Annotated in this window: 17 protein-coding genes; 14 read left to right on the forward strand and 3 right to left on the reverse strand. The window is 75.7% G+C overall.

Annotation, left to right across the window (positions count from 1 at the left end; all coding sequences use genetic code 11):
* Positions 1-4 precede the first annotated feature (4 nt).
* A complete protein-coding gene (locus LQ51_RS06140) occupies positions 5-2,485 on the forward strand; it encodes an ABC transporter permease (RefSeq protein ID WP_046563705.1) in 2,481 nt (826 codons plus the stop codon).
* 27 nt (positions 2,486-2,512) lie between these two features.
* Here LQ51_RS06140 and LQ51_RS06145 read toward each other — a convergent pair whose 3' ends face one another.
* A complete protein-coding gene (locus LQ51_RS06145) occupies positions 2,513-3,895 on the reverse strand; it encodes a serine/threonine-protein kinase (protein ID WP_082159291.1) in 1,383 nt (460 codons plus the stop codon).
* 539 nt (positions 3,896-4,434) lie between these two features.
* Here LQ51_RS06145 and LQ51_RS06150 point away from each other — a divergent pair.
* The 8 genes from LQ51_RS06150 to LQ51_RS06185 all read left to right on the forward strand — a co-directional run bounded on the left by LQ51_RS06150 (position 4,435) and on the right by LQ51_RS06185 (position 11,617).
* Entirely contained in the window at positions 4,435-5,070 is a 636-nt protein-coding gene (locus LQ51_RS06150) for an RNA polymerase sigma factor (protein ID WP_046563691.1), read from the forward strand.
* Between the two features lie 16 nt (positions 5,071-5,086).
* Positions 5,087-5,890, forward strand: a complete 804-nt coding sequence (locus LQ51_RS06155; RefSeq protein ID WP_156312983.1) for a hypothetical protein — start codon at positions 5,087-5,089, stop codon at positions 5,888-5,890.
* 167 nt (positions 5,891-6,057) lie between these two features.
* A complete protein-coding gene (gene egtA / locus LQ51_RS06160) occupies positions 6,058-7,293 on the forward strand; it encodes an ergothioneine biosynthesis glutamate--cysteine ligase EgtA (protein ID WP_046563692.1) in 1,236 nt (411 codons plus the stop codon).
* 5 nt (positions 7,294-7,298) lie between these two features.
* Complete coding sequence (gene egtB, locus LQ51_RS06165) at positions 7,299-8,627, forward strand: ergothioneine biosynthesis protein EgtB (protein WP_156312986.1); 1,329 nt, start codon at positions 7,299-7,301, stop codon at positions 8,625-8,627.
* A 34-nt stretch (positions 8,628-8,661) separates the two neighbouring features.
* Positions 8,662-9,408 carry an ergothioneine biosynthesis protein EgtC gene (egtC, locus tag LQ51_RS06170; RefSeq protein WP_046563694.1) on the forward strand — a complete coding sequence of 249 codons (747 nt, stop codon included), beginning with the start codon at positions 8,662-8,664 and terminating at the stop codon, positions 9,406-9,408.
* A gap of 39 nt (positions 9,409-9,447) precedes the next feature.
* Positions 9,448-10,413: an L-histidine N(alpha)-methyltransferase gene (egtD, locus tag LQ51_RS06175; RefSeq protein WP_046563695.1), complete on the forward strand. Its 966-nt coding sequence runs from the start codon at positions 9,448-9,450 to the stop codon at positions 10,411-10,413.
* Between the two features lie 242 nt (positions 10,414-10,655).
* Entirely contained in the window at positions 10,656-11,243 is a 588-nt protein-coding gene (locus LQ51_RS06180) for a TMEM165/GDT1 family protein (protein ID WP_046563696.1), read from the forward strand.
* Between the two features lie 170 nt (positions 11,244-11,413).
* Positions 11,414-11,617 (forward strand): hypothetical protein, encoded by a 204-nt coding sequence (locus LQ51_RS06185; protein ID WP_046563697.1) that lies wholly within the window; start codon positions 11,414-11,416, stop codon positions 11,615-11,617.
* A gap of 17 nt (positions 11,618-11,634) precedes the next feature.
* Here the strand turns inward: LQ51_RS06185 and nhaA are convergent, their stop codons facing one another.
* The gene (gene nhaA / locus LQ51_RS06190) at positions 11,635-12,945 is read right to left on the reverse strand and encodes a Na+/H+ antiporter NhaA (RefSeq protein WP_046563698.1); all 1,311 of its coding nucleotides are present in this window, start codon (positions 12,943-12,945) and stop codon (positions 11,635-11,637) included.
* 397 nt (positions 12,946-13,342) lie between these two features.
* On the opposite strand from nhaA, the gene LQ51_RS06195 reads away from it, so the two are divergent.
* On the forward strand, positions 13,343-14,797 hold the full coding sequence (locus LQ51_RS06195) for a tyrosine-protein kinase domain-containing protein (protein ID WP_046563699.1): 1,455 nt from the start codon (positions 13,343-13,345) through the stop codon (positions 14,795-14,797).
* Here the strand turns inward: LQ51_RS06195 and LQ51_RS06200 are convergent.
* On the reverse strand, positions 14,778-15,332 hold the full coding sequence (locus LQ51_RS06200; RefSeq protein WP_046563707.1) for an arsenate reductase/protein-tyrosine-phosphatase family protein: 555 nt from the start codon (positions 15,330-15,332) through the stop codon (positions 14,778-14,780). The genes LQ51_RS06195 and LQ51_RS06200 overlap by 20 nt on opposite strands.
* Positions 15,333-15,473: 141 nt before the next feature.
* On the opposite strand from LQ51_RS06200, the gene LQ51_RS06205 reads away from it, so the two are divergent.
* The 4 genes from LQ51_RS06205 to LQ51_RS06220 all read left to right on the forward strand — a co-directional run bounded on the left by LQ51_RS06205 (position 15,474) and on the right by LQ51_RS06220 (position 19,838).
* Positions 15,474-16,730, forward strand: coding sequence for a glycosyltransferase family 4 protein (locus tag LQ51_RS06205; RefSeq protein WP_046563700.1), 1,257 nt, complete (start codon positions 15,474-15,476; stop codon positions 16,728-16,730).
* A gap of 155 nt (positions 16,731-16,885) precedes the next feature.
* Positions 16,886-18,598: a DUF4012 domain-containing protein gene (locus tag LQ51_RS06210; protein ID WP_082159292.1), complete on the forward strand. Its 1,713-nt coding sequence runs from the start codon at positions 16,886-16,888 to the stop codon at positions 18,596-18,598.
* A 13-nt stretch (positions 18,599-18,611) separates the two neighbouring features.
* Complete coding sequence (locus LQ51_RS06215) at positions 18,612-19,253, forward strand: hypothetical protein (RefSeq protein ID WP_046563702.1); 642 nt, start codon at positions 18,612-18,614, stop codon at positions 19,251-19,253.
* Between the two features lie 138 nt (positions 19,254-19,391).
* Positions 19,392-19,838, forward strand: a complete 447-nt coding sequence (locus LQ51_RS06220) for a protein-tyrosine phosphatase family protein (RefSeq protein WP_156312984.1) — start codon at positions 19,392-19,394, stop codon at positions 19,836-19,838.
* Positions 19,839-20,172: the final 334 nt, after the last annotated feature.

Below are 20,172 nucleotides of genomic sequence, written 5' to 3' on the forward strand. Positions count from 1 at the left end.
CGGGATGCTGCGCCTCACCCTGCGCCAGGTCCGCTCGGACGGGCTGCGCCTGCTCCTGTCCACGCTGGCCGTCGTCCTCGGGGTCGCCTTCGTGGCCGGCACCCTGATCTTCACCGACGGCATCCGGGCGGGCGCGGAGGAGCGGGCCGGGGCCTTCGACCGGCACACCGACCTGGCCGCGTACGCCGGGTCGACGCCGTTGCCGCCCGCGCTGGTCGAGCGGGTCCGCGCGGTCGACGGGGTGGCCGCCGCCGAGGGGGAGCTGATCGGCACCGCCGGGCTGGTCGGCGCCGACGGACGGCCGGTGCTCGGCTACGCGGTGCTGGCCGCCGTCCCCACCGACCCGGCCCTGCGGTCGTACGACGTGGTCGCCGGGCGGCTGCCGGAGCGCCCCGGCGAACTGGTGCTCGACGCGCCCACCGCCGCCGCGCAGGGCTTCGGCCTGGGTGACCCGGTCCGGGTCGGCGGCACCACGGCGGCGGCGCGACCGTACACCCTGGTCGGCACCGTCGACGTGGCCGGCTCGACCCGGGACGTCGGTGGGCCGTACCTCGGACTGGTCGGCGCGGACGCGCTGCGGGTCGCCGGCGTGACCGGGTACGACCGGATCATGGTGGCGGCGGGCCCCGGGGTGGACCGGCAGGCGCTGGCCGAGCGGGTCCGGGCGGTGGTCGGCCCGGATGCGCCGGTCAAGGACCGGCGGGTGATCCTGGCCGAGGCGGTCGAGGACGCGGTTCGCGACGGCCGGCAGTTCGGGCTGTTCCTGCTGACCTTCGCCGCGGTGGCCGTGGTGGTGGCCGGCTTCGTGATCGCCAACACCTTCGCCATCGTGCTCGCCCAGCGGGCCCGGCGGACCGCGCTGCTGCGGCTGGTGGGCGCGACCCGCGGCCAGGTCTTCCGGGCCGCCCTCGGGGAGGCGGCGCTGACCGGGCTGGTGGCCTCGGCGGTGGGCGTGCTGGCCGGCGTCGGGCTGGCCGCCGGCCTCGGCGCGTTGCTGCCCGCCCTGGGCGTGCCGGTCGCCGGCACGCTCACCGTGACCGCCGGCACGGTGCTGCTCTGCCTCGGTCTCGGCACCGCGCTGACCGTGCTCGCCGCCGCGCTGCCTGCCTGGCAGGGCACCCGGATCGCGCCGGTCGCCGCGCTCACCGACGCCGCCGTGCGGCCCGCCCGCCCGGCCGGTCGGCTCCGGCTCGTGGCCGGCGCCCTGGTGCTCGCCACCGGGGTGGCGGCGCTGGCCGGCGCCGGCCCCACCGCGCAGGTGCCCCTGGTCGCGCTGGGCGGCGTGCTGGCCTTCCTGGGCGTCGTGCTGTTCGGTCCGGTGCTGGTGCCGGCGCTGATCCGGCTGTTCGGCCGGCCGGCTCGGCGGCTGCTCGGCGTGACCGCCGCGCTCGCGGTGGCCAACGCGGTGCGCAACCCGCGGCGGGTCGCGGCGACCGCCACCGCCATGGTGATCGGGATCGGCCTGGTCTCCGCCTTCGTGGTGGGCGCCGGCAGCGCCAAGGCCGGCATCGAGGCCGCGGTGGACCGGGAACTCGGGGTGGACTTCCTGGTCACCGGGATCGGCGTCGACCTGCCCGCCCCGCTGGTGGCCGAGCTGGCCGCCCGCCCCGAGCTGGGCGTGGTGCACGAGCAGCGCAGCCGGGTGGTCGACGGGATCGAGCTGCGCGCCGCCCATCCGGCCCTGGTCCGCCGGACGCTCACCGCGGTCGACGCCGGTGACCCGGCCGGGCTGGCGCCGGGATCGGTGCTGGTGCACCGGGAACTGGCCGCCGCCCGGGGCTGGCGGGTCGGCAGCACGGTCACGCTGGCCGGTCACCCGTTCCGGGTGGCGGCGGTGGTCGCGGCGCAGGAGCCGGCCCGGGCCACCGGCCCGGTGCCGGCCGGGCACGCGGTGGACCTGGTCGACGCCGATTTCGGGCGGCTCTTCCCGGCCGAGCGGGGTCACCTGGCCGAGGTGGAGCCCGCCGAGGGCGTCTCCCCGGCCGCGGCCCGTGCGGTCCTCGCGTCGGTGCTCGCCGACTACCCGACGGCCAACCTGCTGGATCAGGACGCGTACAAGCGGATGCTCACCGGCACGGTGGACCTGGTACTGGCCTTCGTCACCGCGTTGCTCGGCCTGGCGGTGGTGATCTCGCTGGTCGGCGTGGCCAACACGCTGAGCCTGTCGGTGGTGGAGCGCGCCCGGGAGAACGCGGTGCTGCGGGCGGTCGGCCTCACCCGGGGCGGGATGCGGGCCGTACTCGCGGTCGAGGCGCTCCTCACCGCGCTGGTCGGCACGGTGCTCGGCGTCGTGCTGGGCACCGGGGTCGCGGCCGCGGCGATGGCGGTGCTGGCCCGGATCGGTGGCGATTTCACCCTGGTCCTGCCGTGGGGCCGGCTCGGCCTGGTCGTCGCGGTCGCGGCCGGGGCGGCGCTGACCGCCTCGGTGCTGCCGGCCCCCCGGGCCCTGTCCCGCCCGGTGGTGGCCGCCCTCGGTGGGGAGTGACCGCGCCGGTGCGGGTCGGGGGGTGGGTCAGTCGCGCGGGCCGAGCGGCTTTGCGCCGTCGCCACCACCGATCGGCCCCGGCGTGCTGGGCGTCTCGGCGGGCTCGGAGGACTGCGTCGGCGCGGGCGAATCGGGCGCGGTGCTGGCCGGTGCGCTCGGGCTGCCGGGTGGCTCCGCCGGCGACGTCGTCTGCGCGGGGGCGCTCGGCGACGGGGTGGGCGTTCCGGACGTCGACCCGGACGGCCGCGCCGGACCGGCCGGCCGGCTGGGCCGACCGCGGGAGTCGGTGGGCGGCGCCACGGTCTCGGCGGTGTCGGCGACCGAGCCGCTGGGCGCCGCCGCCGGGGGCGTCGTGGCGATGGTGGTCGCCGGCTCGCCCGCGCTCTTCGCCGCGCCGAGCGCGGCCCCGAGCGCGGCCAGCGCCACCAGGACGGCGGCGAGCGCGCCGACCAGGGTTCCGTGCCGGCGGCGCCGGCCGGCCGGGTGGCTGAGCGCCGCCGCGGGGGTGAGGTCGTCCCGGGTGCCGGTCATGGCCGGGCCGGCCGCGCCGCGCAGCGCCACCGGCACCAGGGCGGTGCTCGACTCGGCGACCGCCGCCCGGGCGGCGTGGGCCATCGCCCCGCCGGTCGGGAAGCGGTCGGCCGGGTCCTTGGCCAGCGCCCGGGCCACCAGCTGGCGGACCGCGGGCGGGATCTCCGCCGGCAGGTCCGGCGGCTCGTCGTCGAGATGCCGCACGGCCACCTGCAACGGGCTGTCGCCGGTGAACGGTGGCGTGCCGGTGAGGCAGCAGTAGGCCACCGCGCCGAGCGCATAGATGTCGGTCGCGCCCGAGACGGGACGGCCGGCGGCCTGCTCGGGGGCCATGTAGAGGGCGGTGCCGGGCACCGCGTTCGTGCTGGTGATGCTGGTGACGTTCGTCGAGCGGGCCACCCCGAAGTCGACGAGCACCACGGTGCCGTCCGCCTGCACCAGCAGGTTGCTCGGCTTGACGTCGCGGTGCACGATGCCCCGGGCGTGGGCGGCGTGCAGCGCCTGCGCCACCTGCGCGACGATCGACATCGTCTCGGCGACCTCGAGCCGGCCGGCGGCCTCGATCCGCTTCGACAGCGGCTCGCCGTCGACGAACTCCATCACCAGGTAGTCGGCCCGGCTCCCGTCGGCGAGCTGGTCCTCGCCGCAGTCGAAGACCTGGACGATGCCGGGACTGCGCAGCGACGCCATGATCCGCGCCTCGGAGCGGAAGCGGGCGATGAAGTCGGGGTCGGAGACGAGCGCGGGAAGGAGGACCTTCACCGCGACCTGCCGCCCCAGCACCAGGTCGGTGGCGCGCCAGACGTCCCCCATGCCGCCGGTGGCGACACGGTCATCCAGGCGGTACCGACCGCTGAGCACGACCTCCGAAGACAACACGCCAATACCGTACCCAGAGCAGGCGCGAAGTATTTCCCGCGATATCTCCCGTCGGGACCGGCGTGCGGCTGGCCCGGCTCCGCCGATCGGTCAGCGGGCCCGGTGCTGATCGGCCGACGGTGACGGGCCCGGTACGATCGGCGAACAACGTGCGCCCCAGGGTTCGTATGTCCGGTTTCCGGATGGCGGTTTCGGCGCGTGACCGGCCCGAGCGTCTCGACGGTGTTCTCCGTTACACCGACTCGCCGTGCTCGCCGGTAGACAATCGTCACTTTTTTCCGCCCGGGCGGCGGCTTGCCCGGCTGATCGGCCGCTCCTAGCGTTGGCCCGGCTCCGGGACGCCCCAGGACGCCGGTACGGTAGGTCGCGCCGACGGCCGTGCCCGGCGGCACACGTGCACAGGGGCGCGCCCGCTCCGGCGTCCGGCGCAGGGGAACAGGGCAGTGGGGGGCTGATGGTGCGGGTGAGGTACCGGCCAGCCGGCCCGACGGACGTCAGCCGGGGCACCGGCGCGGGAAGATCGTGGGAACGGCACACCCATGACCGGTGAGCTGAGCGAGGCGGTGGTCGCCGCGCAGGCGGGCGACGAGGCGGCCTTCCGGTTCCTCTACCGCAGCCTGCAACCCGGGCTGCTGCGCTACCTGACCGCGCTGGTGGGGGCCGACGCCGAGGACGTGGCCTCCGAGACCTGGTTGCAGATCTCCCGCGATCTGCCCAACTTCACCGGTGGTGAGTTCCGCGCCTGGACCGTCACCATCGCCCGCAACCGCGCCATGGACCACCTCCGCCGGCAGCGACGGCGACCCTCCCTGCCGGTTCCCGTGCAGGCGCTCAGCGAACTGGCCGGTGACGCGGACACCGCCGAACGGGCCGGCGAGACGATCGCCACCGAGAGCGCGTTGGCGCTGATCGCCACCCTGCCGCCGCGGGAGGCCGAGGCGGTGCTGCTGCGCGCCGTGATCGGGTTGGACGCCGAGACCGCCGGCCGGGTGCTCGGCCGCCGGGCCGGTGCCGTCCGGACCGCCGCGCACCGCGGGCTGCGTCGCCTGGCCGCGCTGCTGGAACGCTCCGAGGCGGGGCAGCCGGCGGCGCACGAGACGCCGGCGCCGCGTCCGCGCGGCGGCCGGGAACGGCCGGCGCCGGGCACGCCGACGGCCGAACCGGCGGACGGATGACATGGGGGGAACCTGGATGAGCTTCCACCACGGGGAGGGACCGGCCGACCGGGCGGAGTCCGACCGCCTCCTCGACGCGGCCCGCGCCGGCCGTCCCCCGGGCCCGGCCGCCGATCCGCTGGCCCGCCTGCTCGCCGCGGCTGCCGCCCCGGCCGAGCCCGGTGAACTCCGCGGCGAGGAACAGGCGCTCGCCGCCTTCCGGGCGGCCCGCGAAGAGCCGGCGCCCGCGCCCGCACGGGCGTCCCGGCGCCGGCTGCGTCTCGGCGCGGCGGCCTGGGCGGCGGGGCTCGCCGCCACCGCCACCGCCGGGGTCGCCTTCGCCGCCGTACGCCTCGACCGGGCGCCGGCGCCGGCGCCGCTGCCGAGCACGGCCTCGACCGGTGGCCCGGTCGGGCCGACCCGGCCCGGCAGCGCCGACCCGACCGCCGGCAGCCCGGCACCGGCCACCGCCGCGCCGACCGGCACCGGCCTGCCCGGCCGGCCGGCGAAGGACCCGCAACTCACCGGCCTGTGCCGGGCGTACCTGGCCAAGCCGGCGGGGCAGCGGGCCAAGGCGCTGGAGACACCGGCCTTCGCCAGGTTGGTGGTCGCCGCGGGCGGGGCCGACCAGGTGACCGCGTACTGCACCCGGCTGGTTCCGGAACCGGGCCCGAAGGGCTCACCCGACCCCGGCCCGAAGGCCTCGCCGAAGGCCGGCCCGAAAGCCTCGCCGGAGGCCGGCCCGAAGGCCTCGCCGGGCGTCCGTGGGCACCGGTCGACCGGGCCTGGCGGCGGGCCGGCGGCCGACGCGCCGACCGACCCGCTGGCCGCCGGCAGCTGACGCCGACGCCCCGGCGCAGCCCGGATCCGGACAAAAGTTCATCTCTCCCGGAGGTGCGGTTTCCTTCTGCTAGACAGAGGATGGTGCGACCGGGGCGCGTCCGCCCGGCGGACGCTGGGGCCGGACGACGCCGCGCTCGGCCGCCGGCGGGGGAGAGGAGCCGTCTCTTGGTGATGTCACCGGAGCTGGACCGGACCACCGTCCTTCGGGACGAGGCCGGGGCCGCCCGGCACATCGGCAGGATCTGCTTCAAGACCGGCCCGCCCACGCTCACCGGTGTCGAGCTGGAATGGACCGTGCACGACGCCGGCGACCCGACCCGCCCGGTGGACCGTGAACGGCTGCGCCGGGCCCTGGGGCGGCACAGCCCCGTCACCATCGATCCGACCAGCCCCGCCCAGGGGCTCCGGCACGGCGGCGCCGTGACCGTCGAGCCGGGCGGGCAGGTGGAGATCTCCACCGCGCCGCAACCCTCGGTCGGCGCCCTGATCCTGGCCACCGAAGCCGAGATCGCCCAGCTCACCGAGTTGCTCGAGGCGGCCGGTCTGGCCCTCGGCCGATCCGGCATCGACCCCTGGCGGGCACCCCGCCCGGTCGTGGAAACCCCGCGCTACCAGGCCATGCGCCGGGTCTTCGACCGGCACGGCCCGGCCGGTCGCATCATGATGGACAGCACCGCCGGCCTGCAGGTGTGCCTGGACGCCGGAGAACCGCCCCGGCAGGCGGAACGGTGGGCCGCCGCCCACGCGGTCGGGCCGCCGCTGCTGGCCGCGTTCGCCACCGCGGGGCGGCACGCCGGCCGGCGTACCGGATGGGCCTCGGCCCGGATGGCGGCCTGGCTCGCCATCGACCCGGCGCGGACCCGGCCGGCCTGGTCCCCGGACCGGCCCGACCGCGAGCCGGTCACCGCCTGGACCGCGTACGCGCTCGCCGCGCCGCTGCTCTGCGTGCGCAACGACGGGCCGGACTGGACGCCGCCCCCCGGGGTCACCTTCGCCGACTGGCTGGCCGGCGCGCTGCCCCGCCCGCCCACCACCGACGACCTGGAGTACCACCTCAGCACCCTCTTCCCGCCGGTACGCCCGCGCGGCTACCTGGAGCTGCGCTACCTGGACGCGCAGCCGGGCCGGGACTGGACGCTGCCGCTCGTGGTGCTCGCCGCGCTCTTCGCCGACCCGGCCACCACCGCCGCCGCGCTCGCGGTCGCGGCGCCGGTCGCCGACCGGTGGACCGTCGCCGCCCGGCACGGGCTGGCCGACCGGCCCCTGGCCACCACCGCGAGCACCCTGTTCGACCTGGCCCTGGCGGCCCTGCCCCGGCTGGACCTGCCGCCCGGGACGCACCACGAGACGAGCCGAGAGATCCGGCGGCGCCGCGCCGCCGCCGAGAGGAGGCACCGGTGACCACGATCGAGCGCCCGGGGACCGGGAGTGAGCGGCTGCGCAGCCTGATCGCGGCGGAGCTGGAACGCACCCGGGCCCGGACCGCGCAGCTGACCGACGCGGTGGACGACGACGACCTGATGCGCCAGCACTCCACCCTGATGTCTCCGCTGGTCTGGGACCTCGCGCACGTGGGCAACCAGGAGGAGCTCTGGCTGGTCCGCGACGTCGGCGGCCGCGAGCCGGTGCGCCGGGACATCGACGACCTGTACGACGCGTTCAAGCAGCCCCGCAGGGACCGCCCCGCCCTGCCCCTGCTGCGCCCGGCCGAGGCCCGCGCCTACCTGAGTACGGTCCGTGCCAAGGTGTACGACCTGCTCGACGGCATCCGGTTCACCGACCGCCCGCTGGTCGAGGACGGCTTCGCGTTCGGGATGATCGTCCAGCACGAACAGCAGCACGACGAGACCATGCTCGCCACCCACCAGCTGCGCGCCGGGGCCCCCGCGCTGGCCGCGCCCGCGCCGCCCGAGCCGCGCGTCCGGGTCGGTGGCGAGGTGCTGGTGCCGGCCGGGCCGTTCACCATGGGCACCTCTACCGACCCGTGGGCGCTGGACAACGAGCGTCCCGCGCACACCGTCGACCTGCCGGCGTACGCCATCGACGCGGCCCCGGTCACCAACGGCCGGTACCGGGCCTTCATCGCCGACGGCGGGTACGACGAGCCGCGCTGGTGGAGCGCGGCGGGCTGGCGGCACCGGGTCGAGGCCGGGCTGAGCGCCCCGATGCACTGGCGCCGCGACGGCGACGGCTGGGCGTACCGGCGGTTCGGCCGCTGGTCGCCGGTGCGCGACGACGAGCCGGTCGTGCACGTCTGCTGGTACGAGGCGGAGGCGTACGCGGCCTGGGCGGGCAAGCGGCTGCCCACCGAGGCGGAGTGGGAGAAGGCGGCCCGCTGGGACCCGGGGTCCGGCCGGTCCCGCCGCTATCCGTGGGGCGACACGGACCCGACCACCGAGCACGCCAACCTCGGGCAGCGGCACCTGTGGCCGGCGCCGGTGGGGGCGTACCCGGCGGGCGCCTCGCCGCTGGGCGTGCACCAGCTCATCGGTGACGTCTGGGAGTGGACGTCGAGCACGTTCCGCGGCCATCCGGGCTTCGTGGCGTTCCCCTACCGGGAGTACTCGGAGGTCTTCTTCGGCGCCGACCACCGGGTGCTGCGCGGTGGCTCGTTCGGCACCGACCGGGCCGCCTGCCGGGGCACCTTCCGCAACTGGGACTACCCGATCCGGCGGCAGATCTTCAGCGGCTTCCGCTGCGCCCGCGACGCCGACCCCGAGGAGGCGGCGGCGTGACCGGTCGGTCCGGGACCCCCGGTGTGCCGGCCTGATGTGCCGTCATCTGGCCTACCTGGGGCCACCGGTCACCCTGCGCAGCCTGCTCTACGACCCGCCGTACGGGCTGTTGCGCCAGTCCTGGGCGCCGCGCGACATGCGCGGCGGCGGCACCGTCAACGCCGACGGCTTCGGCGTCGGCTGGTACCCGGCCGGCGGCGAGCCGGTGCGCTACCGCCGGGCGCAGCCGATGTGGAGCGACACCACGCTGCCCGAGCTGGCGGCGGTCACCACGGCCGGCGCGGTGCTGGCGGCGGTCCGGTCCGCCACGGTGGGCATGCCGCTGCACGAGACCGCCGCCGCCCCGTTCGCGGAGGGGCGCTGGTTGTTCAGTCACAACGGCGTGGTGCGCGGCTGGCCCGACGCGCTGGTGCCGCTGGCCGCCCGACTGCCGGTCCGCGACCTGATCACCCTGGACGTGCCGACCGACTCGGCGGTGCTCTGGGCCCTGGTCCGGGACCGGCTGCGGGCCGGGGCCGAGCCGGCCGACGCGGTCGCCGGCACGGTCGCCGAGGTCCTCGCCGCGGCACCGGGCTCGCGGCTGAACCTGCTGCTCACCGACGGGGCCACGGTGGTGGCGAGCGTGGCCGGCCACGCCCTGTCGGTGCGCCGCGACCGGGACTCGGTGCTGCTGGCCTCCGAGCCCTTCGACGACGACCCCGGCTGGCAGGCGGTGCCGGACGGGCAGCTGGTGGTGGCGACCGCGTCCGGGCTGCGCACCCGGGCGCTGGCGGCCGCCTGACATCGACGTCCGGGCAGGTGGGACAGGAAGGGGTGGGACATGGGCGCGGAGCCGTTGGAGATCTACCTGGAGGACCGGGACGTCCGGCGCAGCCTCTGCGAGGACGTCCGGTTCGGGCTGACCGCCACGCCGAAGTGGCTGCCCCCGAAGTGGTTCTACGACAGCCGGGGCAGCGAGCTGTTCGAGGAGATCACCCGCCTTCCGGAGTACTACCCGACCCGGGCGGAGCGGGCCGTACTGGCCGCGCACGCCGCCGACATCGCGGCGGTGACCGGCGCGAAGACGCTGATCGAGCTCGGCTCCGGCTCGTCGGAGAAGACCCGCCTGCTGCTGGACGCCCTCACCCGCCACGGCGACCTGGGCACCTTCGTCCCGCTGGACGTCTCGGCCAGCGCGCTGCGCCAGTCCACCCGGCAGATCGCCGCCGAGTATCCGGCGCTGCGGGTGCGCGGCATCGTCGGCGACTTCACCCGGCAGCTCGACCGGCTGCCCACCGGCGGCCGGCGGCTGGTGGTGTTCCTCGGCGGTACGGTCGGCAACCTGCTCCCGGTGGAGCGGGCCGAGTTCCTCACCGCGATGCGCGCCGCCCTGGAGGCCGGTGACTGGCTGCTGATCGGCACCGACCTGGTCAAGGACCCGGGGGTGATCGTGCCGGCGTACGACGACGCGGCCGGGGTGACCGCCGACTTCAACCGCAATGTGCTGCGGGTGATCAACCGGGAACTGGGGGCGGACTTCGACCCGGAGGCGTTCGCCCACGTGGCGGTCTGGGACCCGGAGCACGAGTGGATCGAGATGCGGCTGCGCGCCGAGCGGCCGGTCCGGGTGCACGTGCTGGACCTGGACGTCGAGTTCGCCGCCGGTGAGGAGCTGCGTACCGAGGTGTCCGCGAAGTTCCGTCCCGAGGGCATCGCGGCGGAACTGGCCGACGCCGGGTTCGCCCGGGAGGCGTTCTGGACCGACCCGGACGGGCTCTTCGGGGTCACCCTCGCCCGGGCCGACTGAGCCGCCAGGGGGGCGGTGGCGGTGCGGCGGTTCACCCGCGGCGGGCCGCGCCGGGTTGATCGGCTACGCTGGGCGGCGCGAAGGGGAGTAGCCCCCAATGTCGTGGTCGACATACTGACGCGTTCCGCGTCCGGCCACGCGGCCCCGGTCCTGCCGGGGCGGGCGAGACCTTCGACTCAGGCTGTCGCAGCCGGGTCGAGGGCGTCCCCGTTCCTCCTCCCGGCTTGATCGGGAAGGTTCACATGGACGGTTTCCTCGTCGCGCTGGTGATCAGCTTCGGCGTCATCTTCGTCGCCGAGCTGGGCGACAAGTCCCAGCTCATGGCACTGACGTTCGCCACCCGGTTCCGGCCGCTGCCGGTGTTGATCGGCATCACCGTGGCCACCGCGATCGTGCACCTGGCGTCCGTGGCGATCGGGTACGGCCTCAACGCGGCGTTGCCCACCGGGTGGATCTCGCTCGTCGCCGGTCTGGCGTTCCTGGGCTTCGGCGCGTGGACCCTGCGGGGCGACAAGCTGACCGAGGAGGAGAAGCGCAAGGCGGAGAAGAGCGGCCGCAGCGCCGTGCTGGCGGTCGGTGTCGCGTTCTTCCTGGCCGAGCTGGGCGACAAGACGATGCTCGCCACCATCACCCTGGCCACCAAGTACGGCTGGTTCGGCACCTGGCTGGGCTCGACGCTCGGCATGGTCGCCGCCGACGCGCTCGCCATCATGGTCGGCCGGCTGCTCGGCCGGCACCTGCCGGAGAGGGCCATCCGGTACGGCGCGGCCGTGCTCTTCGCCATCTGCGGCCTCTGGCTGATCTTCGAGGCGCTCACCGAGCTGACCTGAGCCGGGCGGCCGGTCCGGCCGCCGTGTCGCAGGGACACGGCGGCGGGACCGGCCGGGATGATCGAGGGTCGGGTTCCCTGGGTATGAACATCCGGGCGACGCTGCGGCGGCTGCCCGGCAGCGCCTAGCGTGAGCCACCAGAGGAATCCGTCAGACCGGAGGTCCAGCGCATGAGCAGGCACGACGAGCCCAACGAGTACGGCTTCGCCGGAGGCGGCACCGCTCCCGAGCCGCCGGCCGGCGGCCGTGCGGACGAGCGCGACCGGGCCGAGGAGATCGGGGTGCCGGGCGACGACCTCACCGAGCCGTTCGCGGACGCGCTGGAGGAGGAGACCGACGGCACCGAGGAGGAGCGCGCCGAACGGCTGCGCTGACGGCGCGGGTGGCCCGCTCAGGCGGTCTCCTCCTGGTAGACGTCGGGCACGCCGTCGCCGTCGCTGTCCCGGCTCTCCCGTTCGGAGATCCGGCGGTAGGCCCGGTTGCGCCGGGTCAGCACGGCGGTGGCGAGACCGGCCGCGACCAGCGAGCCGATCAGGACGGCCGCCTTGACCCGCTCGTTCTCGACGCTGCCGGCCCCGAAGGCCAGCTCGCCGATGAGCAGCGAGACGGTGAACCCGATGCCGGCCAGCACCGCCAGGCCGAACAGGTCCGACCAGGTGATCTCCTCGTCCAGTTCGGCCCGGGTGAAGCGGGCGAGCAGGTAGGTCGAGCCGAACACCCCGACCGTCTTGCCCACCACGAGCCCGGCGGCCACGCCGATCACCACCGGGTCGGTGAGCAGGCCGGCGAGGTCCGCGTCGACCAGCGAGACGCCGGCGGCGAAGAACGCGAAGACCGGCACCGCCAGGCCGGCGGAGATGGGGCGCCACCGGTGCTCCAGGCGTTCGGCCAGTCCGGCCGCGCCGGTGCGCGAGGGCAGCACCGGCACGGTGAAGCCGAGGAGCACCCCGGCGACGGTGGCGTGCACGCCGGAGGCGTGCACCAGCGCCCAGGCCGTCACGGCCAGCGGGATCAGCGCCCACCACCAGGTCCGCCGCCGCTGCACCAGCAGGGCGAACGCGGCGACCGCGACGAGCGCGCCGAGCAGCGGCAGCGGGTGGAAGCTGGCGGTGTAGAAGACCGCGATGATGAGGATGGCGAACAGGTCGTCCACCACCGCGAGGGTGAGCAGGAAGGCGCGTAGGCCCTGCGGCAGGTGGGAGCTGACCACGGCGAGCACGGCCAGCGCGAAGGCGATGTCGGTGGCCGTGGGGATGGCCCAGCCCCGCAGGCCGGCGCCGCCGGCCGTCAGGGTCACCGCCAGGTAGCACAGCGCCGGCAGCAGCGCGCCGCCCAGGGCGGCCACCACGGGCAGCACGGCCCGGCGCGGGTCGCGCAGGTCCCCGGCGACGAACTCGCGCTTGAGTTCCAGCCCCACCACGAAGAAGAAGATCGCCAGCAGCCCGTCGGCGGCCCAGGTCGCCAGGTCCAGGTCGAGGTGCAGGGCGTGCCCACCGGGCCAGGGCACCCACCCGCCGAGTTCGGCGTAGGCCGACCGCCAGGGCGAGTTCGCCCAGACCAGCGCGACCACCGCGCCGAGCAGCAGCAGGCCGCCGCCGACGGTCTCGGTGCGCAGCACGTCGGCCAGGAAGCGGGCCTCCGGCCAGGAGCGGCGGGAGAGCAGGCGGTACGGCGGCGGCGTGCGCGGGGCAGGGTCGGTCATGCGGTGTCCACCTCGGGGTCCGGGGTCGGCGAATTGATCGCCGACCAGACTTCCCGGCACACCGCGATCAACCCTATCCCGGGCCCGATCAGGTGGCGACGTCGCCGGATCCTGCCGTGACCTGGGCCGGCGCTCCTCCGTACGGCCGGTTCCCGGGTCAAAGGGACCGAACCTCGCATCACACCGGGCGGTCGGGCGTTATCCGAGACGGGGGGGTGCGGGCGGTTCGGCACCCACCTAGCGGTTTGCGCCTTCGGCGAAGTGCGGATCGTCTACAGTCACTAAGTCATTTTCGAGTGACTTATGACTGTTTGATACACGAATCAGGCTTTGCTCGTTCCTAGGGGGTTTACGTGCAGTTCGATCGGCCAACGGGCCCGACGCGACGGAGGTCCTGATGGACGTTCTCGGCTACCTGCGCCTCGTCCGGCGCCACTGGTGGATCGTGCTGGTGACGCTGATGGCGGCGCTCGGCACCGCCGCCGTGATCACGGTCCGGACCGCGCCCCGCTACGAGGCCTCGGTGACCTTCTTCGTCACCACGCCGAGCCAGGGCGTCACCGACGCCTACCAGGGCGGACTCTTCCTCCAGCAGCGGGTCAAGTCCTACGCGGACCTGCTCAGCAGCGACCGGCTGGCGCAGAGCGTGGTGGCGGAGAACCCGCTCGGGCTCACCGCCGACCAGGTGCAGCGCCGGATCAGCACCACCACCGAGGCCGGTACGGTGCTGCTGCGGGCCACCTTCACCGACACCGACCAGACCCGGGCGCTGAAGACCACCGAGACGCTCTCGGCCAAGTTCGTCGAGCTGGTGCAGAAGGTGGAGACGCCGCCGGACGGCAAGGCGCCCCCGATCAAGCTCGAACTGGTCAGCGGGCCCCGGGTCAGCTCCAGCCCGGTCTCGCCCCAGCCGGTCCGGAACCTGATCATCGGTGCGCTGCTGGGCCTGCTGCTCGGCGCGGGGCTGGCCGTGCTGCGCGGGCTGGCGGACGTGCGGATGCGCGACGCGGCCGGGTTGCAACGGGTGACCGGCAGCCCGCTGCTCGGCGAGATCCCGTTCGAGGCCGGCGCGAAGTCGGCCCCGCTGATCGTCGGCGAGGCGGCCAACTCGCCCCGCGCCGAGGCGGTCCGCAAGCTCCGGACCAACCTGCGCTTCGTCGACGTGCACGAGCCGGCCCGGGTCATCGCGGTCACCAGCGCCCTGCAGGGCGAGGGGAAGACCACCATGGCCTGCAACACCGCCATCGCGCTGGCCGAGGCCGGCTGGCGGGTGCTGCTCATCGACGCCGACCTGCGCCGGCCGAAGGTGGCCGACTACCTGGGCCTGGACGGCGGGGTCGGCCTCACCGACGTGCTGGTCGGCGACGTCCAGGTCGGCGACGTGGTGCAGCGCTGGGGCGACAAGTCGCTGCTGGTGCTGCCGAGCGGGTCCGCCCCGCCCAACCCGAGTGAGCTGCTCGGCTCGAAGGCGATGGCCGACCTGCTGGTGGCGCTGCGCGAGTCGGCGGACATCGTGGTCATCGACACCGCCCCGCTGCTCGCGGTCACCGATGGCGTGGTGGTGGCCGTGCAGGCCGACGGCGCGCTGCTGGTCACCCAGCAGGGGCGTACCTCCCGCAGCCAGGTGGCGGCGGCGGCCCGCGCCCTGCACTCCGTCTCGGTGCGGCTGCTCGGCTGCGTGCTCAACATGGCCAAGGTGGCCAAGGCGGACGCCTACCAGTACGAGGCGTACAAGGTGGTCGTGCCGCCGGCGCCGGCGGTGCCGACCGACCGGGCCGGTGTCCGCCGCGGCGGGCATGCCGCCGACGGTGTCGGCGACCGTACCCAGGAACTCACCCGGCTGTCCCGATGAGGGCGAGCACGGGCCGGATCGACCGCTCGATCTCCTCGGCGCAGCGCCGGAAGTCGGCGGGCGAGCCACCGATCGGGTCGCGCAGGTCGTCCGCGTCCGGTGCGGCGGGTTGCAGCCCCGCCCGGGCGCGGGCGGCCGCCTCGACCGCGGCCCGCAGCGGGGATTTGGCGCCGGCCGGTGCGGGCTCGGCGGCGGCGGCCAGCCGGGCGAACTGGCGGAGCGTGAAGGTGCGGTGCAGCGCGGCCGGGGCCAGCGCGGTGCAGACGGAGCGCTGCCGCCGGGTCGCGGTCAGCACCAGGCCGGCCCCGGCCAGGTGCTCGGCGCGCAGCCGGCGGGTGCGGAACGCCGCCGCGTCCGCGCCGGTCCCGGCGGCTGCCTCGACCGCGTACGGGTGCATGGGCGCCCCGTCGAGGGCGTCCGTGCCCGCGCTGGCCACGGTGACGGGGCGGTCGGCGAACAGCCGGCGCGCGATGAACTCCGCCATCGGCGACCGGCACATGTTGGCGTGGCAGACGAAGAGCACCTCGTCGAGCACCTGCACCCCTCTCGTCAGAATCGCGGCGCGCTGCGCCGCGAGAAGTCTCGTCCGGCCGGTGTGGGCGGACGTGGAGGGGATGCCGGCATCGTACGGGGTGGCCGTGGCCGCCGGGGGCGATGCCGCGCCGGGAGCGCGCGCATGAAGATCGGAATCCTGTCGTACCACTTTCCGCCGGAGCCGGCGTTCATCCCCGGCAGCCTGGCCGAGGAACTGGCCGCCCGGGGCCACGAGGTGCGGGTGCTCACCGGCTTCCCGGACTATCCCGGCGGGCAGGTCTATCCGGGCTGGCGGCAGCGCTGGCGGCACCAGACGCACAGCGAGCGGCTGACCGTCCGGCGGGTGCCCCGGTACGCCGGCGGCGACCGGTCCGCGGGCGCGCGGATGGCGAGCTGGCTCTCCTTCGCCGGCAGCGCGGCGCTGACCGGCCGCTGGTTCCTCGGCGACGTCGACGCCCTCTACGTCTTCCAGCTCCCGGCGGTCACCTTCGCCGCCGCCGGCCTGCTCCGGCTGCTCGGCCGGGTGCCCAGCGTGCTGCACGTGCAGGACGTGTGGGCCGAGGCGGACCGGGCCGGCGAGGCCCGGCGTTGGTCCGGGCGGCTCGACGCCACCACGCGCCGGATCTACCGGGAGGCCGGGGCCATCGCGGTCGCCGCGCCGTCGATGCGCGACCTGGTGGTCGCGGGCGGCGCCGATCCGCGGCGGGTGCGGGTGGTGCTCAACTGGACCGACGAGCGGATCTTCCGGCCCACCGAGCCGAGCCCGGCCGCGCAGCGGCTGATCCGCCGGAACGGCCGGTGCGTGGTCATGCACGCCGGCACCATCGGGGTCCGCCAGGGGCTGGAGACCGCGGTGCGCGCGGCGGCCGCGCTGGACAACCGGATGGACCTGGTCCTGGTGGGCTCGGGAGCCGAGGAGCGGCGGGTGCGGGGGCTCGCCGCCGAGCTGCGGGCGGAGAACGTCCGGTTCGTCGACCGGCGCTCACCGCTGGACATGCCCGAGCTGTACGCCGCGGCCGACTACCAGCTGGTCATGCTGCGGAACCTGCCGGAGCTGCGCGGGACCGTGCCCGGCAAGCTCCAGGCCGCGCTCTCCTGCGCGGCACCGGTGATCGCCGCGGCGGGCGGCGACACGACGGAGCTGGTCGAGCGGGCCCGGGCAGGGCTGTCCTGCCCACCGGAGGACTGGGCGGCGCTCGCCGACCGCTTCTGGTTGGCCTCGGCGATCCCGCCGCCGGCCCGGGCGGAGATGGGCCGGCGCGGGCGGGACGCCTACCTGCGCGAGATGTCGCAGCGTGCCGGCGTGGACCGGATCGAACAGCTACTCGTCGAGGTGACGCGGGGCGCCGCCGGAGCGCCCCGGCGGACCGGGTTCGCCGAGGAGACGAGGGGCGCGTAATACGTCATACTCGCCACCCCTCCGTCTGTTTCATGCTAGAAAGCGATCAATAGGTTTAGTGTCCGATTCAGCCCGGGGAGAGTGGTGTGACGGAGAGCGGCGTGCCCCGCCGGCGGCGTGGTTCCCGACGACAGCGTCGGGCCCGCGTACGGCGGATGCTCCTGACCGCACTGGTGGTCGTCTCGCTGCTGCTGACCACCGGCGGCTGGGTCGCCTTCCGCGGTTGGCAGGCGCGGACGCACCTGCTCAACGCGGCCGGCCTGGCCAAGGAACTCAGCACCGAGGTGGTCGGCGGGGACGCCGACCGGGCCCGCCGTACGCTGGCCGCGCTCCAGGAGCAGGCCGGGGCCGCCCGGAGCGCCACCGACGACCCCGGCTGGTGGGTCGGCCGCCGGACCCCGTACATCGGTGACGACCTCACCGCGGTGCGGCAGATCGCGGTGGCCGTGGACGACCTGGCCCGGCTCGCCTTCCCGACCCTGCTCCGGATCGACCTGGCCTCGCTGGTGCCCCGGGAGGGGCGGCTGGACCTGGCCCGACTGCGGTCGGTCTCCGGCGAGGTCGCCGCCGCCGACCGCGCGGTCCGGGAGACGACCACCCGGTTGGCGGCGGTGTCGACCGGGGACCTCGTCGGTCAGGTCCGTACGGCGCTGGTGGGGTTGCGGGCGGAACTGGACCGGCTCGGCGAGTTGACGTCGGCCGCCGACCGGGGGGCCCGGTTGCTCCCACCGCTGCTGGGTGCCGACGGCGCCCGCAGCTACCTGCTCGTCTCGCAGAACCCGGCCGAGCTGCGCGCCACCGGCGGCATGGTCGGCGCGTACGCGGTGCTGCGCGCCGAGCGGGGTCGGGTCAGGATGACCGCCCAGGGATCGAGTTCCAGCCTGGGCCAGTTCAACCCGCCGTTGCGGGTCGGCTCGGAACTGCGCCGGCTCTGGCACGACCTGCCCGGGATCTACCCGGCGGACGTGAACCTCAGCCCGGACTTCCCGACCGCGGCGACGCTCTACCGGGAGATGGTGCGGCGGCGCACCGGCACGACCGTGGACGGCGTCCTCGCCGTCGACCCGGTGGTGTTGTCGTACCTGCTCGGGGTCATCGGCCCGGTCTCGGTGCCCGGCCAGCCCGCGTTGGCCGGCAGCACCGCGGTCCGCACGCTGCTCAGCGACTCCTATCGGGAGCTGAACGGCCCGGGCCAGGACGAGTTCTTCGCGGCGGCCGCCTCGGGGGTCTTCGACGCGCTCTTCACCAGGAGTGTGAATCCAAGGGCTGTTTTATCCGTTTTAAGCCGTTCCATCACTGAACGTCGGATATTGTTCTGGAGTGCCCGTCCCGAGGAGCAGCGCGTCCTGGCCGACAGCCGGTTGGCCGGGCAGCTCCCCGAGAAGGACACCGTGCCGACCGTCGGCGTGTTCCTCAACGACGGCAGCGGCGCGAAGCTCGGCTACTACCTCAGGTTCTCGGCCACCCTGACGGTCGGCGACTGCCAGCCGGACGGGCGCCGGGAGCTGCGGCTGCGGCTGGTGGTGCACTCCACCGTGCCGCGGTCCGGCCTGAGCGAGTCGGTCACCGGCCTCGCCCTCTCCGGGGATCCGTACACCGCCCGCACCTTCGTGTCGGTGTACAGCCCCGCCGGCGGGTCGGTGCTCGGCGGCCGGCTGGACGGAAAGGCCACGGCGATGGGCAGCGGGATGGACCGTCGCCGCCAGGTCACCGTGGCGACCGTCGAGGTCCGGCCCGGCGGGACCCGGACCCTCGACGTCACGCTGCTCACCCAGACGACCAGCGCCGGTACGGCCGAGCTGGTGACCACCCCCACCGTCACCCCATGGACCACCCAAGTTGTTTCCGCACCAAGCTGTGAACAGTAGGAGGGAATCCACTATGCGGCTATCCCGCATGATCATGGCGCTCACGGTCGGTGTGGCCGTGGCGGCCGTGCCGACCGCGGCGGGGGCGGCGCAGCCGCAGCCTCAACCGTCGGCCAGCACACCGCAGCCACCGTACGTGCCGCAGACCGCGCAGCTGACGGTCGACCCGACCAGCATCCGGCTGGGGGAGACCGCAACCCTGCGTGGCAGCGGCTTCGGCCCGGGCGAGACCGTGCGCATCACGGTCGCCATCCGGGCGCTGCCTCAGGCGGCACCCGCGCGGCTCAGCGACGGCACCTCGGTCAACCTGTCCACCGTCTCGTACGCGCAGGCCCCCCAGCCCGCGCCCACCGAGTTCACCGTGGTCGCCGACGGCGCCGGAAACTTCACCGTGGACTACCGGCCCACCCGGGTCGGCGTGCACACCTTCACGGCCACTGGCCTGACGACGGGGCGTTCCGACGACGCCGTGCTCACGGTCCGGCCGCCGCGGGTGGGCCCACCGCCGCACGGGGGCGGCAACCTGCCGGTCACCGGCAGCAGCCTCAGCACGCCGATGAAGGTCGGCGGCGGCCTGGCCGGCGCGGGCGCGGTGCTCGTGCTGCTCTCCCTGGCCTGGCGGCGCCGCGACCGGTTCGGGCTGGGCTCGCGCTGACCGGAGCCACGCCGGGCAGGGCCCGGATGTCGGAGTAGGTGCCCGCCGGACGAACCGTCCGGCGGGCACCCTCGCGTCCGGGCACCCTCGCGTCCGGGCGGGGTGCGCCGCGACCGGCCGGCACCGCACAATGGCGGGGTGGGCGTGGCAGCGGGTTGGGCCGAGCGGACCGGCCTCGTGCTGCTGCCCGGCGGCGCCCTGGTGCGCGGCCGGCGGATCGGCGTACCGCCGCCCGCACCCGCCGACTTCGCCCTCCTGCTGGCGCCCGGGCCGGTCCCGGCCTGGCCGTACCGGCGGCTCCGTTGGCCCGACTTCTGGGTGCCGCGAGATCCGGCGGACGCGCTGGACGCCCTGCGGGAGGCGTGGCGGCGGGCCTACGCCGGGCAGCGGGTGGAGGTGGCCTGCCGCGGCGGCGTCGGCCGGACCGGCACCGCGCTGGCCGCGCTGGCCATCCTCGACGGACTGACGCCGGAGCGGGCGGTGGCCTGGGTGCGCGCCCACCACCATCCGGGCGCGGTGGAGACCCCCTGGCAGCGGCGGTGGCTGCGCCGGGTGCCGGGCGGGTCCGGGCAGCGGCCCCGGTAGAACCCGGCCGGCCGGGTTGCCGGCCAGCGGGTGGACGCGCGCGAGCCGGCAGGCCTCCGCCCCGCGCGTTCGCAGCCCTCGCGCTCCCGGCCGGCTCCGGTCGCGGCGCCCGGCGGCAGCGGGGTTTCGCGGCCTTCCACGGCACGGTGCGCGGTCGGCCGGTGGACGCGGCGTGGCGGGGGCCGGCCGCTGCCACCGGTCGGCGATCTTGCGGGTTAGTCTGCGTGGTCATGAGAGTTCGGGCCCTGGCCGTCGCCGCCGCCGTCCTCCTGAGCACCGCGACCGTCCCCACCGTCCCGGCCGGCCGCGCGGCCGCCCGGGGCCGGGCGGCGGC

It is taken from the genome of Micromonospora sp. HK10 (assembly GCF_000982955.1).
Lineage (GTDB): Bacteria > Actinomycetota > Actinomycetes > Mycobacteriales > Micromonosporaceae > Micromonospora.

What these genes read in the sequence shown, in the direction of transcription:
- LQ51_RS06140 (WP_046563705.1), top strand. Translation starts at nt 5, where the DNA reads ATGCTGCGCCTCACCCTGCGCCAGGTCCGCTCGGACGGGCTGCGCCTG.
- LQ51_RS06185 (WP_046563697.1), top strand. Translation starts at nt 11,414, where the DNA reads ATGAGCAGGCACGACGAGCCCAACGAGTACGGCTTCGCCGGAGGCGGC.
- nhaA (WP_046563698.1), bottom strand. Translation starts at nt 12,945, where the DNA reads ATGACCGACCCTGCCCCGCGCACGCCGCCGCCGTACCGCCTGCTCTCC.
- LQ51_RS06155 (WP_156312983.1), top strand. Translation starts at nt 5,087, where the DNA reads ATGAGCTTCCACCACGGGGAGGGACCGGCCGACCGGGCGGAGTCCGAC.
- LQ51_RS06180 (WP_046563696.1), top strand. Translation starts at nt 10,656, where the DNA reads ATGGACGGTTTCCTCGTCGCGCTGGTGATCAGCTTCGGCGTCATCTTC.
- egtC (WP_046563694.1), top strand. Translation starts at nt 8,662, where the DNA reads ATGTGCCGTCATCTGGCCTACCTGGGGCCACCGGTCACCCTGCGCAGC.
- LQ51_RS06205 (WP_046563700.1), top strand. Translation starts at nt 15,474, where the DNA reads ATGAAGATCGGAATCCTGTCGTACCACTTTCCGCCGGAGCCGGCGTTC.
- LQ51_RS06150 (WP_046563691.1), top strand. Translation starts at nt 4,435, where the DNA reads ATGACCGGTGAGCTGAGCGAGGCGGTGGTCGCCGCGCAGGCGGGCGAC.
- egtD (WP_046563695.1), top strand. Translation starts at nt 9,448, where the DNA reads ATGGGCGCGGAGCCGTTGGAGATCTACCTGGAGGACCGGGACGTCCGG.
- LQ51_RS06210 (WP_082159292.1), top strand. Translation starts at nt 16,886, where the DNA reads ATGCTCCTGACCGCACTGGTGGTCGTCTCGCTGCTGCTGACCACCGGC.
- LQ51_RS06195 (WP_046563699.1), top strand. Translation starts at nt 13,343, where the DNA reads ATGGACGTTCTCGGCTACCTGCGCCTCGTCCGGCGCCACTGGTGGATC.
- LQ51_RS06215 (WP_046563702.1), top strand. Translation starts at nt 18,612, where the DNA reads ATGCGGCTATCCCGCATGATCATGGCGCTCACGGTCGGTGTGGCCGTG.